This window comes from Yersinia sp. 2540 StPb PI, assembly GCF_052217165.1.
GTDB classification, from domain to species: Bacteria; Pseudomonadota; Gammaproteobacteria; order Enterobacterales; family Enterobacteriaceae; genus Yersinia; species Yersinia enterocolitica_E.
This window is the reverse complement of the sequence record NZ_JAZGQC010000001.1, coordinates 476,177-490,082: the sequence shown is the minus strand read 5'-3', so window position 1 is coordinate 490,082 and position 13,906 is coordinate 476,177. Positions and strand designations below refer to the sequence as shown.

Sequence of the window (13,906 nt, the reverse complement as noted above, 5' to 3'; positions counted from 1 at the left end):
GGCAGAATTATTTGCTACTGGAACTAGCATCAGATCGGACTTCTTCTGTATTAGCCTTTTCCTGAGGCACTATTACAGCAGGTTTTACTTTACCCTTGCTTTGGCTGTCAGATTCCTCTGTTATCTCAGACTGGCCGATAAAGACGCCACCTTTCTTGATTGAGAAATTACTGCCTTTCACAATGCCGTTTAAACGACCATTTTCCAGAATTTCCAGATGATCAGAAACACAGATCCCTTCAATCCGTCCATCCACCGTAATGTGTGGTGCGGTTAAATTCCCCTCAATCTTGCCACTGCGCATCAGCCTTATGGTGCCATCACTAACGATAATATCGCCAACCACTACACCATAAATTTGAATGTCGCCATCAAGCCTAACATCACCTGTTAATTGCGTACCTGCGGCGATAACGGTATTTGTTTTAGTTGTATCTGGTGACAAATCAGTTAATGGTGAATGGGCCTTATGGGGAATATTCGTCACAGGAAACACCTCATTATTACTGTTAGTTTTCTTTTTAAACATAATTTTTATCAAGATAAAGATAAGGAATAGAGTAGGAGCAAGCAGTAGATAAAAAAATAAATTGTAGACTATATAGCTCACTAAACATGCTATCCATAGCACCCAAAATAGGCTAAGCGTTACATTTTTGTGTGTATACAGGCCCATATTCACTTATCCCGCTCCCGCGTAAAAACATACCAAAATAATCATGTTAAGCTGAAATTTAAATATCACCTAAAACAATTTCGACATGGGAAATACACCTTCCGTCAAAAGGAAAATATATTTCCCACCAATAACAAAATTATCAGGAATATATAAAAACAGAGAAGCACAATGCTATTTTATTATGTCAATCAATTAGGATTTAGAATATAAACAAACATGAAACAATATAGAATTACTTTATATTGTTCAAAAAAGGAGGGCAAATACAAAAAACAATCCCCAACCTGCCTAATTCGCCAGGATGATTGGGGAAATCGTTATTTTTCAGTCTTACTGGAAAGCAGTTTCTCTAAATCATCGCCACCAAGGTGGCGGAAATCCTGCCCTTTGACGAAATAGAAGATAAACTCACAAATATTCTGACAGCGGTCGCCAATACGTTCAATAGAGCGAGCGCAAAACAGGGCAGTCAGCACACTTGGGATAGTTCGCGGATCTTCCATCATATAAGTCATCAATTGCCGCACGATGCCCTCATATTCCTGATCAACCTTTTTATCTTCGCGATAGATCCGAATAGCCTCGTCCAAATCCATACGTGCGAAAGCATCCAGCACATCATGCAACATTTGCACCGTATGGCGGCCCAAAGACTCCAGACTAACCAACAAAGGCTGATGCTGATGAGAGAATTTTTCCAGCGCGGTACGGCAGATTTTATCTGCTACGTCACCGATGCGCTCCAGCTCAGAGATAGTTTTAATAATCGCCATCACCAAGCGTAAATCACTGGCCGTAGGTTGACGTTTGGCAATGATGCGCACACAGGCTTCATCAATCGCCACTTCCATCATATTGACCTTTCTATCGCCTGCAATTACTTGCTTCGCCAGTTCACCGTCCTGATTATGCATTGCGGTGATCGCGTCAGATAATTGTTGTTCCACCAGTCCACCCATGGTCAATACTTGGGTGCGGATATGTTCAAGTTCTGCATTGAACTGGCCGGAAATATGTTTATTCAGATTCAAGTTATCCATAATACTTCCCGTACGTGTAAGTAGGCGAAATTGATGTATACCCTAAATAATTCGAGTTGCAGGAAGGCGGCAATTGAGCGAATCCCCAGGAGCTTACTCAAGTAAGTGACTGGGGTGAACGAAAGCAGCCAACGCACATGCAGCTTGAAGTATGACGGGGATAGGCCGATCAGCCATAGCGACCAGTAATATAATCTTCCGTCTGTTTTTGCTGTGGCGCAGTAAACAGGGTATCGGTATCACTGAATTCGATTAGCTCGCCCAGATACATAAATGCAGTGTGGTCTGAGCAACGGGCAGCTTGCTGCATGTTATGCGTCACAATAACTACCGTGTAATCGGACTTCAATTCGCTGATCAACTCTTCAATTCTACCGGTGGATATAGGGTCCAGCGCTGAGCAAGGCTCATCCAACAGCAATACATCAGGGCGGATAGCAATACCACGGGCAATACACAAACGCTGCTGCTGTCCGCCTGACAAGCTATAACCACTCTGGTGTAATTTATCTTTGGTTTCATTCCATAATGCCGCTTTGGTCAGCGCCCATTGCACCCGTTCATCCATATCGGCACGGGACAAGTTTTCGAACAGTTTCACACCAAAGGCGATGTTATCGTAAATCGACATCGGGAATGGGGTCGGTTTTTGGAAAACCATGCCAACTTTAGCCCGCAACAACGCAATATCTTGTTTGTCAGTCAGGATATTCTGACCATCCAATAAAATATCGCCTTCAGCACGTTGATCAGGATACAACTGATACATTTTATTGAATGTACGCAGCAGAGTAGATTTACCACAACCTGATGGCCCGATGAATGCTGTGACCTGGTTCTTAGCAATATCCAGCGAGATATTCTTCAGCGCATGGAATTTGCCATAGTAGAAGTTCAGATCGCGAACCTGGATTTTGCTGTTATTGATGTCAGTAGCCATACTCATCAAGACTTCTCTCTTTTAGCCAATGCCGCCGTAGCCGCATTTTGAAATTTATTGGCGATTCGGTATTTTCATTACTCAATGCTGATACTTACGCAGCCGATTAATACTTTTTCTTCGCGAAAATAACCCGAGCCAGAATATTCAGTAACAATACACACAGGGTAATTAGCAGTACCCCTGCCCAAGCCAGTTGTTGCCATTCGGCAAATGGGCTCATGGCAAATTTAAAGATAGTAACCGGCAAGTTAGCGATAGGCTGGCTCAGATCAGTGCTCCAGAACTGGTTGGAGAGCGATGTGAACAGCAAGGGTGCTGTTTCACCGGCAATACGTGCTACCGCGAGCAAGATACCTGTCAAAATACCGGAGATAGACGCTTTCAGCGTAATAGCCGATATCATGCGCCATTTCGGTGTTCCCAGGGCATAGGCAGCTTCACGCAGGCTATCTGGTACCAACTTGAGCATGTTCTCAGTAGTACGGATAACAATCGGCACTTGTAACAGCGCCAATGCAATCACCCCAGCCCAACCGGAGAAGTGCTCCATCTTGGCAACCACGATGGTGTAGACAAACAGACCGACCACGATGGAAGGTGCTGATAGCAAAATATCATTTATAAAGCGGGTAATTTCCGCCAACCAGGATTTACGACCATATTCAGCCAGGTAAATCCCCGCCATGATACCCAGAGGGGTGCCAATGACGGTGGCCCATAAAATCAATAAACCACTGCCAGCAATGGCGTTAGCCAAACCACCACCCGCGGTATTGGGTGGTGGAGTCATCTCGGTAAACAGCGCCAAAGACATGCCGTCAATTCCTTTGGTCACGGTGGAGAACAAAATCCACACCAACCAAAACAAACCAAACGCCATGGTAGCCATTGAAAGCAGTAAGGCTATACGGTTCTTTTGGCGACGCCAGGCCTGCTTTTTACGGCGGGTTTCCAGTAGCGTCGCATCACTTTGCATATCCATTGTCGCCATCTTAGCGCCCCTCTTTCTTAGCCAGACGCAAAATCATTAACTTAGATAACGCCAGCACGATAAAGGTAATCACGAACAATATCAGGCCCAACTCCATCAGCGCGGCAGTATGTAAACCGGATTCCGCTTCAGCAAACTCATTCGCTAACGCAGAGGTGATACTGTTCCCTGGCATGAAGAGTGAGAAACTGTCGAGTTGGTAGGTGTTACCGATAATAAAGGTCACTGCCATGGTTTCACCCAAAGCGCGCCCCAGGCCCAGCATCACACCGCCAATCACACCGTTTTTGGTGTAAGGCAGCACAATGCGCCAGATAACTTCCCAGGTGGTACAGCCAATACCATAGGCTGACTCTTTCATCATCACCGGGGTTTGCTCAAACACATCGCGCATAACCGCTGCAATGTAAGGAATAATCATGATGGCCAGGATGACACCTGCGGCCAGAATACCAATACCGAATGCCGGGCCTGAGAACAACACACCCACAATCGGGATGCCAGACATCACGTTGCCGACGGGTTCTTGGAAATAGCGGGCAAATAAGGGAGCGAAAACAAACAAACCCCACATCCCGTAAACAATACTAGGGATAGCCGCTAATAGTTCGATAGCCACACCCAGTGGGCGTTTTAGCCAGTTAGGGGCCAGCTCAGTCAGGAACAAGGCAATCCCAAAACTGACCGGGACGGCAATAAGTAAGGCGATAACAGAGGTGACAACTGTGCCATAAATCGGCACTAAGGCACCAAACTGCTCAGCCGGGGCATCCCATTCTTTGGTCCACAGGAAAGCCCAACCAAATTTTTGAATACTTGGCCAAGAAGCAACAATCAATGAAATGATAATGCCGCCCAGCAGAAATAGCGTAATCAGCGCAGCCAGTTTAACCAGCGCGCTGAAAATGATGTCACCGTATTTGCTCGGTGCTTTGGTAGTCGGCTTATAATCAGCCATAGACTCTCTTCTCATCCGGGTGTTAATTCCCTTCGTACTTGAAGCCGCAGGGTTGTTGGTTATGTTCGCTCACCCGAATCACTGACCTGAGTCAGCTCATCGGGGTTCGTTCACTTGCCGCCTACCTGCAACTTCAATTACTTTGGGTATATTAAATCAATATCTTATAAATAAATTATTACAGGCAAAACTAACTTCAATCAGAAGATTGGCTTACCGTTGCTGTCTTTAACATTGGTTTTCCAAGCTGCACGAACCTGTTCAACCACTTCTTTTGGTAATGTGGCGTAATCCAGCGCATTAGCTTGTTCAGCACCGTTTTTGTATGCCCAATCAAAGAACTTCAGTACTTCAGTGCCTTTAGCCGCATTTTTCTGCTCTTTGTGCACCAAAATGAAAGTAGTAGAGGTAATTGGCCAAACATCATCACCTTTCTGATTGGTTAAGTCTTGAGCAAACGTTTTGCTCCAGTCTACACCTTTGGCCGCAGCGCTAAAGCTTTGCTCTGTTGGGCTGACTGGTTTGCCATCGGCTGAAACCAGTTTGGTGTAAGCCAGGTTATTTTGTTTGGCATAAGCGTATTCCACATAACCAATGGCACCTGGCAAGCGCTGAACAAATGCCGCAATACCGTCGTTACCTTTACCACCTAAACCGGTCGGCCAGTTAACCGTTGAGCCTGCACCCACTTTCTCTTTCCACTGCGCATTCACTTTAGCCAGATAGCTGGTGAATACGAATGAAGTGCCAGAACCATCAGCACGGCGCACCACTGCAATATTTTGATCTGGCAATTTAACGCCCGGATTCAGCTTCACAATCGCCGGGTCATTCCACTTCTTCACATTACCCAGATAAATATCACCCAGTGTTTTACCGTCTAAAGTCAGTTCACCAGATTTGATGCCAGGGATATTAACGGCCAGCACCACACCACCAATCACAGTTGGGAATTGGAACAAACCTTCAGCCGCCAGCTTATCGTCTGCTAATGGCGCATCAGAAGCACCGAAATCAACAGTATTGGCAATGATTTGTTTTACGCCACCTGAAGAGCCGATCCCTTGATAGTTAACTTTGTTACCTGTTTCTTTCTGATAAGAATCTGCCCACTTGGCATACACCGGCGCGGGGAATGTCGCACCTGCACCTGTCAGGCTTGCAGCAGCGAACGCGGACACAGTGGTCATAGATAAAGTCGCTGCCACAATGCTGGCTACGGTGGTACGCATCAGTTTCATAATCCCTCCTAATGGGATATTAGAATTAACTCTATACCAAAGAACCTAGTATTGCAGGATGGGCTGAGTAATGAACCAAGCTAACAACGCTGCAACTCAAGTACCAAGTGTATAAATTGTTTTCATCAGATTAAGTATGGTGCAGGAGGGAAAATAGGACAGTTTAATGACAGAAAAATGTATGAAATATTACAGTTATATGACAAACCACCGGGGTTAAAATAAAATCATTATTTATCATTAGATTAGCCTGTTTTTTATCTTGTTATTTGTGATGATTTCAGTTGTGGTCGTGGTTGGTCACTGTTTTCCCGTAGCGTTGCGCTGTGGGTTCGATACGACGAAATCGTTTCTGATAAAATAACGTCGTTTTTTATCACGTTTAATCCATTATATTAACGAATGAATTCAATTGAATGATGTTGTATTTATTCTCAGCGCTGAGCATATTCAACAAATTGGATGAGTAAACGTAAGATAACGGAATAAGGAGAGGAAACTCAATAAAAATACGAATATATTGCCTATCTTTTCATTCTCATCACCATCCTGCTGTGCACATTTTCCCAGACGGCTTCCCTCTATTCTCTATTTCCTCAGTGGTTTTTTTTTGCATTGCTGCTAACATTATTTTCTAGGGTTACGACACTGAGTAACACTGAATTAATTTACTCTATTGAACATCTTCACCATTTTAATAAATTTTCAATATTACACACAAAAAAATCATCGTCTCAGGAGAAAATATTTCTTTCTTAACAACATATTGGCTCTTTCCGAGCCAGTCTCGCGGATAGGACAAGTAACCAACGCGGCTACCTACATGAAACTGGCAGCATGCGAAAGATAGAAAATATAAATTTTCAGTCAATGCTTTTGATTTACTAAGCCAATACCTTGTTTTATTACGCTGAATATTTGTCTCTATATTCTATTGAACGCCCTATGCTTTAGAGAATTTTCGTATAGATAATTACAGCAAACTCATTGGGAAATGATATTATGCAATCTGCAACTATGCCCTCAGGAAAAAATAGTTTTTCTGAAAATAATATTATTAGCAGTGTAATTAATAAATATGCAAACACCGGTGTATTTATAATTAATACCAACGATCCGCTGCTGGTGAAATTCTATGATATTCAACTGGGACTGGCAGGTATCAGCCTCGTTCGTTGTCCTAATTTCAGTCAGCTCTGGGCAAACCACAAACTGGCTAAATATGCCGTCAGCTCACTGGCGATGGGGGATAGCGATAGCGCACAGCAGGTACACAGCATCGTTAGCCTGGATTCTACTGATGGGCAAACGTTCTCAGCAAATGCCATTGGTTCGTTGCCGGTGTCAGCCGTAAACATCACGCAAACCTTAGGTATTTTTGACGAATCAGGCAGCCCTGCGGGAACAGTACAATGTAAAAAGAACTATATTTATACTGCCAATTGCCCCATCCAGGCTAATGGCACCTTCCCGGTCAGTTTAAAACAAACCCGCTATCCGGTTAATATCATCTATACCTTCGCCCAAACGGTGAATAACCAGACAGTTTACGGGGCCGAAATTGTTACCACACAAAGTTACCCAAAATTAATTCAAAATGATTCACCTGCTGATTTAAATAAAAATAATCTGATAAAAATCTGTCTGGCTCGTCAAGAAAGCGACTGTGACTACTTTAATAATTTTGACGGCAATGTCACCGTACCGATAAAAGGCAGCGTAACCTACTTCGGCAATATTGATTTAAATAATGGCAAGCCTATAAACGCGTATAACTCAATTTATCTGGTCCGCGAACGTCAGGGCGGCGATCCGATCACCCCTGCCAATGACTTTAATTTCTTTGACGACGCTAAAACCCGAATTAACGGCAACGTTTTATCTTGGGATCTCGACTGGCTTAAATTCAAACGTCCCGATTTTGATTCCGGTGAGCGGGTTTATTATATCTTTAAAGTGACATTACAAATTGAAGGAGCGAGTGTAGCCAGTTTTATTACCAATGCTCCCGGTCCGTTCGATCCTGAACAGCGCTTTTTAAATACCAACACGCTAAAACCCATGCAGATTACCTATGGTTGTTTAGGTAAAGGCACCCCCATTTTGATGCAGGATGGTAAAGAAAAAGCCATTGATGACATCCTTATTGGTGAATGGGTGCAATCGCAGGATGGGCGAGCGTTAAGAGTCGAAGATGTGATTACCGGCACGGAGCAAAACTATCTTGAGATTGAAGTCAGGGATAGTAGCGGCCAGCTCAAAACCCTTATCACCAGTCTGGGCCACCCTTTTTGCACTACCACCGGTGTGAAACTGGCGAGTGAATTGACTCTGACCAGTCGACTGCTAACCCCAGAGTGTGACTGTGCTATCAGCCGTATCAACAAACAACACGGCGAGATTGAGGTGTACAACCTGCACCTTTCCACTGACGACCCCATCAAAGATCTGACAGAAAGTAGCAGCACCATGTATGCCGCAGGCGTGCTAGTTGGTGATAGCACGATGCAGTATCACTACGAAGAGGCCTACCACCATCGCTCGGTGAATATCCTAAACCAGCTACCGGAAGAATGGCGTCAGGATTATCAAAACCATATTAAAACCATAAGGTAATTGATTGATATGTTTATTGGTTATCCTGATTTTCAGCAAATTATCACCGATGACAAGCTGCGCGTCGTTGCCGTCTGTCAGCAGTCTGATGTCTATTATTTGTATCCAGAACCCTTCGCCCTGATTGCTGGTGATCCGCTGGCCTTTGCACTGGATGTGATCCTCAGCCTAAGCAGCAACATTATCTACGGCGACCTTGATTTTACCGCCGAGCTACAATTTGCCAGCGGCGGCGCACTTGAGGTATTCAATCGCCAACACCCAGGGAAGGCTATCCAAGGTTTGCCGGTTATCCCCTATAAGCTAAGTTTCCGCTCACCACCTGACCATGATTCAGCATTAACCCATCAGGATTACGACCCGACCTGGTATTCAGCGCAGTCGATTCAATTTTTGATCTCGCTCGATGCAGATACCACGCAACTGATGAAAAAAACGTTGCTGGATAATATTGTTGGCTTTAATGCCCGTATCGATGGCTTTGTCGAGGGTGTATCGCCACGGCTGAACTACACACTAGATTGCGATCCCGGCCAGTTAATTGCCGAACTGGCGGCCAATGTTAAAGACGCCCAACCGGTGTCCAACAACCGGATAGCGTTTCCCTACATGTTGCTTACTCAGTACATGTACGAAAATCTGTCCCGGCTACCGCTGCTGATCTCGCCAGCCTTCTCCTCAACCAACCCGGCAGAAGCACTATTATTCGCGCAAGCTTTGCTCGATCGTCTGTTCAACACGTTAGGATCGCCCTATATCGGTAACGCCAACACCAATACTACTTATATTTGTCTGTTGCTCCCCCAGAAACAGCGTCGCCTGATAATTGATTTAAAACGCGTTGAGCTAACCCGGCGCCCCATCTGCTTTTTATTGGATCCCTTTGCCACCGCACAACAAATTGCCAAAGAGGCTCCCGAACAGGTTATCCACCAGATAACCGCACCTGCGCTGCCAGACGGTAACCTGCGGATTAACATTCTTTACGCTTTCCCACAGGGTCTTAAAGACGGGGCGTTTATTGATATACAAATCATTTTACCACCGGGCGAGCTTTATCCTTCTGAACAACAGCAAACCCTGCTATTGATACCCAGTCAGAGTTATTTGGCCTTCACATTTATTAATAATACGTTCAGCTTGAATGGTGAATATCAGTACCATATTCGCGTTAGCTACCCCACCGCCAATGGATATATCTCTCTCGTCACCGAGCAACGAACCAATAATAACAAAATACTGACGCTGGATTATTCCAGCCTTCCTTGTCAGTTCCTGACCCTCAATATCGATCCGACATTCGCACAACACAGTATGCTCACAGGCCACTACTCCTCCGCTAACCTGTCAGAACCCTTTGAACTCACACTGGCTTCGCCCTGTTTCAGTTATCCGATAACGGGACGTGATGCCTATGCCAAGCTGACCGCCTGGGATAACGATAGCGCCGCCTCAGTGGTGCTCGATATGCCAATCATCCAGTCAGCCACCATCGGTGTTTATAGTTTTCCTCAGTTTGGTGCGCAGCACGCCACCATTATCGCCCGGTTTGCTACTGGCATCCGCTATATCACGTTACGATTTCAAGCTCAGGGTGAAACGCAAACGCGCGATCATACGTTTACGCAGCAGGATAATTGCTATGAATATCAATGGAATGTCACATCAATTTACGCGGCAGGGTTTCGTTATAAAACCAGTAACGGTCAATGGTCGGACTATGTGACGGGCAATCAAACCATTACACTTGAGGTTGAAAATGAAGATTGAATCATTAAATCCTGAAAAAAATCTGGCGTCCTTTTTTTTGCTTGATCGAGCTTTCGTCTTTCACGATCAGCGAAGCCCACCCAATGACTATACCTATGGCTGCTTCACGCCTGAAATAGTTCATGACGATCGGGGAAATAAAACCAGTGGTTTTCACCTTACCACCAGTCCGGCAGGCGGCCTCGTCATCCTGATTACACCGTTAGTTCCCCTCAATACCCAAGCTATACAACAGTATATTCAGACACATATCTCCCACTCAGGCGGTAACATCACCCTTAAGCAGTGTACTGCGAAGACGGCGATCTTCTTGCGCTTTCATGAGCCGTTGGGTGACGCCACCTATCTGGTTGAGTTTGAAGGAAACTCTATGTCGACCACCCATTCGGAAGGGATAGAGTTGACTGAGGCCATACAGGGTAACGCGAAGCGGGTTTTTCTTACCACCCACACACAATTCACAGTAAGTACCACGGTTAACGCCCATCTCACCAGCGACTGGCGGCAGTTTCTAATACTGGCGTTTAACACCAAAACCCGCACACCAGAGGCTATTGCGCAGCTACTCGACAAGCAAATTACTGCTGGTATCGTCGTGTTGGACGAGGAGTTTAAAAATACCCCGTCGCCGCAGACCAAAGAGACCGTGAGAAAAAATCTGGTCGACCTCGCTGCCAGCATCCTCAGTAATACGCTCGCCAACATCTCGCATATTGATGAGATACCCACCAGAATTGACTATGATTTTTCTTACGAAAACAGCCTGCCCCAATCTTATGAACTGATCGACGAACAGGATATCGCGACGCTATTCAGCGGCTTTATCGCCAATAAACTGATTTCCTATGACCCTTCGCCGCTGCCTGAGCCTCAACGAAAACAACCTGACGATCCGGGAAAACAGCATACCTGCAAAGTCAGCCTGGATTTCAATGCCAGCAAATTTATGATTATGTCGATTGAACTGACGTGGGCGGATAAAAAAATACCCATGCAGTGGCCAAACTTTCCTCCTCTCACCGTCACCGCCGATAGTCGCGTGAATGAGATAAATATCAAGGTCACTTTTTCCGACTATTCATTCATTAATATCACACGCCAGTGGCAGGCAGACATCAATCTGACCGTTCAGGATATCGGGTTTCATAATGTGACCTTTGATGCCCGCCACTTACAATCTGATTTTAAAACGATTTCAGGCAGCGCCAATTACTTCCCAGAGGGTCAGGCCAAACGCGCTACCTTTAATTTTTCATTTTCCGATCAGCAGTGGCAAACCACTTGGTTACTCAATACCCAGTCAAATATCTTGAATGGCCGTATTGAATACCACTGGCAGGGAAAAACGTCGTCATTTATAACCAGAAATTACGATTCAGGTGTACAGCAATCGACCTCACTCCGTATTGAACTTCAATACAAAAAATAACCATGAGTTAAGAGGAATAAGCTATGTTAACCACAGCCATCCAGCATTCGATTAAAATAGATACCAATGAACACTTAGGCGTCAAGGTATATACCTATACCTGCTATGGCGATAGCGAAGATAAAAATATTTTTTATGTTATTCCTGAAACTCCAGTATTTTCTGGTCAGGAAAATAAGCCTGACTTCTTATTCTATAAATATCGTAAAGAAGAGCAACAAGGCGGATACGCACAGTTTACCGTCAAACTTCCCGTGCCAACAGAAAGCGAAGCCGACAAAATAAAAGTACAGCTTTATAGTGGGATATCACCGCAACTTGTGGCGAAATCAAAACTTATCGTCCAGTATATTAAAGCTGAAGAATTATTTAATTCCGATCCGACCAATAAAGCCAATCAAGATGCCAAAATTAAAGCTTTTCAAAATGCTGGATTAACCGAAGAGCAAGCAAAAAAATATATACTCGCTTATAACCCTGACGCGGGTGACGATCAATTTCTCGGTCAACTGATGCCCGATGACGCGCGTAAAATAGAATTGCGCCAACCCCGCTATACCTCAGCGCAGGCCTCATTGATCATCAATGAGAACAAAGTATTTTACTGTCAGATGCCCACACCACTGAGTCCCTCTGGTTTGGGGAATAACGATACTGTATTTAGCATGTCGCTAACGGGGCTGGGAGCAACCCTGTTTGAGAATGTATTAAAAGGAACGCCGAGTAATGCCAGCGTCGGGATTCGTTATAACTTCACGCTGGATGCCTCTCTGCCGGCAGTAAAAGTTATTGTCACCTACAACAGTGAGAAAATGAAAGAAGTGACGCAGACCATTACTCGTCATACCTGGTCTGCGGATGAAAAAGAAATCACCCGTGAGTTTTCCGAGAAAGGTGCTGCCAAAGTTTCTGTTATTACCAGCCTCAGCGCGCAAGAAATGGGCATGAAAGATGACCAATATAGTGCTTGGATAAAAACCTTCGAGGACTGGGGACAAACACAGCTTCAACAAATATTGTCTAGCCAGACAGGGCTCGATATGAGTATGGATTTGCTGAACGATGCAGGTAATTTTGATAAATTTAAAGAAAGTCTGAAAAACACGCAGGATTTCACCCGAATATTTGAAGAAAATCGTGTCGTTCCTTTTTCCATCGCGCCGCAGACTCAGTTGCCGTCCATCCTTTCTATTGTCGGTGCTGAGAAGGTCGATGACTATTTCAAAGAATACGATCTTAATGATCCCTTCTTTCAGTTTATTCAACCCGAATTTTATGTCAGTCAGGATCTGGATAAATATGATATTGAAAATATTATTATTATCGCAAAATATGATGATAATCATGTCAGCACACTCCGCTTCGACAGAAAAAACACCGCATCGCAAAAAACTGAGAAATGGTATATTGATAAAAAACTGGGACGCACCTACAGCTATTCATATACGGTGAATTTCTCAGGATTACATTCAAAACCCTATCATTCAGGTAAAATAGATGTAATTGATAGTCTGGTTCAATATATCAACATGGCACAATGCGGTATTGTCTACGCACAAATTGATTCGTTACTTGATGCACATGCATGGGAAACATTCAGCCAGGTGCTATTGAAAGCCCAATATTCCGATCCAGCGCATGGTGTAGAATTAAAAAGCGATACCCAGGTATTGAATATTTCCACGCAGCCAAAACCCTTTATTTATCCAATAGGCATGAAGCCAGAGAATCCCATTTATTTCACTACCAATTATTATACCCGGGATGGTGGTAATTTCACTTACATCGAACCAGGTATTGAGCCATCCCCACAGTTACCCGGATATGGCAGCACCCGCGCGAATCAGATTCAAATAATGGATGCCTTACCGAGGAAAACGACCTACTCCATATTTTTCATCGCGTCGAAGAAAGATGTACTAATTATCATCTTCGACATGATGGTGAACTATAAGACCTACAAGTTTAAACAGACTCAATCGATTAGTCTGGAAGAAAAAGATCTCGTGGACACCACCACCCGCCGCGACCTTACCTTCGAATTTTTACCCGATGGCACAGATGACATTCCTGAAATCACCTACAGCGGCACCATTATTTACAATGACGAGCGCGATCCCAAGCCAATTGAGGGCAAGGTAACCGGTTCATCGGTCGCGGTGGTGGTGAAGTGTTAATGGCCCGTCATTCTTCTGGTGTAGCGGCGGTCAAACGTGCTGCCTCTGAACCGGCCCTCCCG

The 13,906-nt window shown here is 44.6% G+C and carries 10 protein-coding genes; 4 read left to right on the top strand and 6 right to left on the bottom strand.

Going from position 1 to position 13,906, the window contains the following annotated elements:
• Nucleotides 1-7: 7 nt before the first annotated feature.
• The 6 genes from V1956_RS02195 to pstS all read right to left on the bottom strand — a co-directional run bounded on the left by V1956_RS02195 (nucleotide 8) and on the right by pstS (nucleotide 5,852).
• Complete coding sequence (locus V1956_RS02195; protein WP_372560677.1) at nucleotides 8-676, bottom strand: bactofilin family protein; 669 nt, start codon at nucleotides 674-676, stop codon at nucleotides 8-10.
• 320 nt (nucleotides 677-996) lie between these two features.
• Nucleotides 997-1,719, bottom strand: a complete 723-nt coding sequence (gene phoU, locus V1956_RS02190) for a phosphate signaling complex protein PhoU (protein WP_049612252.1) — start codon at nucleotides 1,717-1,719, stop codon at nucleotides 997-999.
• Nucleotides 1,720-1,888: 169 nt separating this feature from the next.
• Entirely contained in the window at nucleotides 1,889-2,665 is a 777-nt protein-coding gene (pstB, locus tag V1956_RS02185; RefSeq protein ID WP_004713904.1) for a phosphate ABC transporter ATP-binding protein PstB, read from the bottom strand.
• A gap of 100 nt (nucleotides 2,666-2,765) precedes the next feature.
• Nucleotides 2,766-3,653, bottom strand: coding sequence for a phosphate ABC transporter permease PstA (gene pstA, locus V1956_RS02180; protein WP_005186725.1), 888 nt, complete (start codon nucleotides 3,651-3,653; stop codon nucleotides 2,766-2,768).
• A 1-nt stretch (nucleotide 3,654) separates the two neighbouring features.
• Complete coding sequence (pstC, locus tag V1956_RS02175) at nucleotides 3,655-4,611, bottom strand: phosphate ABC transporter permease PstC (RefSeq protein ID WP_005186724.1); 957 nt, start codon at nucleotides 4,609-4,611, stop codon at nucleotides 3,655-3,657.
• A 200-nt stretch (nucleotides 4,612-4,811) separates the two neighbouring features.
• Nucleotides 4,812-5,852 (bottom strand): phosphate ABC transporter substrate-binding protein PstS, encoded by a 1,041-nt coding sequence (gene pstS / locus V1956_RS02170; protein ID WP_083161568.1) that lies wholly within the window; start codon nucleotides 5,850-5,852, stop codon nucleotides 4,812-4,814.
• Nucleotides 5,853-6,854: 1,002 nt separating this feature from the next.
• On the opposite strand from pstS, the gene V1956_RS02165 reads away from it, so the two are divergent.
• Genes V1956_RS02165 through V1956_RS02150 form a run of 4 tightly spaced genes read left to right on the top strand, consistent with a single transcriptional unit; the run spans nucleotide 6,855 to nucleotide 13,844 of the window.
• Nucleotides 6,855-8,468 carry a Hint domain-containing homing endonuclease gene (locus tag V1956_RS02165; protein WP_442824766.1) on the top strand — a complete coding sequence of 538 codons (1,614 nt, stop codon included), beginning with the start codon at nucleotides 6,855-6,857 and terminating at the stop codon, nucleotides 8,466-8,468.
• Nucleotides 8,469-8,477: 9 nt separating this feature from the next.
• Nucleotides 8,478-10,238 (top strand): hypothetical protein, encoded by a 1,761-nt coding sequence (locus V1956_RS02160; protein ID WP_442824765.1) that lies wholly within the window; start codon nucleotides 8,478-8,480, stop codon nucleotides 10,236-10,238.
• The gene (locus V1956_RS02155; RefSeq protein WP_372560184.1) at nucleotides 10,228-11,667 is read left to right on the top strand and encodes a hypothetical protein; all 1,440 of its coding nucleotides are present in this window, start codon (nucleotides 10,228-10,230) and stop codon (nucleotides 11,665-11,667) included. The genes V1956_RS02160 and V1956_RS02155 overlap by 11 nt, the downstream gene beginning before the upstream one ends.
• Nucleotides 11,668-11,690: 23 nt before the next feature.
• Nucleotides 11,691-13,844 (top strand): hypothetical protein, encoded by a 2,154-nt coding sequence (locus tag V1956_RS02150; protein WP_442824764.1) that lies wholly within the window; start codon nucleotides 11,691-11,693, stop codon nucleotides 13,842-13,844.
• The last annotated feature ends 62 nt before the right edge of the window (nucleotides 13,845-13,906 follow it).

Coding starts and splice junctions, on each gene's coding strand:
- V1956_RS02150 (WP_442824764.1), top strand. CDS start 11,691: ATGTTAACCACAGCCATCCAGCATTCGATTAAAATAGATACCAATGAA.
- V1956_RS02160 (WP_442824765.1), top strand. CDS start 8,478: ATGTTTATTGGTTATCCTGATTTTCAGCAAATTATCACCGATGACAAG.
- pstS (WP_083161568.1), bottom strand. CDS start 5,852: ATGAAACTGATGCGTACCACCGTAGCCAGCATTGTGGCAGCGACTTTA.
- V1956_RS02155 (WP_372560184.1), top strand. CDS start 10,228: ATGAAGATTGAATCATTAAATCCTGAAAAAAATCTGGCGTCCTTTTTT.
- phoU (WP_049612252.1), bottom strand. CDS start 1,719: ATGGATAACTTGAATCTGAATAAACATATTTCCGGCCAGTTCAATGCA.
- pstA (WP_005186725.1), bottom strand. CDS start 3,653: ATGGCGACAATGGATATGCAAAGTGATGCGACGCTACTGGAAACCCGC.
- pstC (WP_005186724.1), bottom strand. CDS start 4,611: ATGGCTGATTATAAGCCGACTACCAAAGCACCGAGCAAATACGGTGAC.
- pstB (WP_004713904.1), bottom strand. CDS start 2,665: ATGAGTATGGCTACTGACATCAATAACAGCAAAATCCAGGTTCGCGAT.
- V1956_RS02195 (WP_372560677.1), bottom strand. CDS start 676: ATGGGCCTGTATACACACAAAAATGTAACGCTTAGCCTATTTTGGGTG.
- V1956_RS02165 (WP_442824766.1), top strand. CDS start 6,855: ATGCAATCTGCAACTATGCCCTCAGGAAAAAATAGTTTTTCTGAAAAT.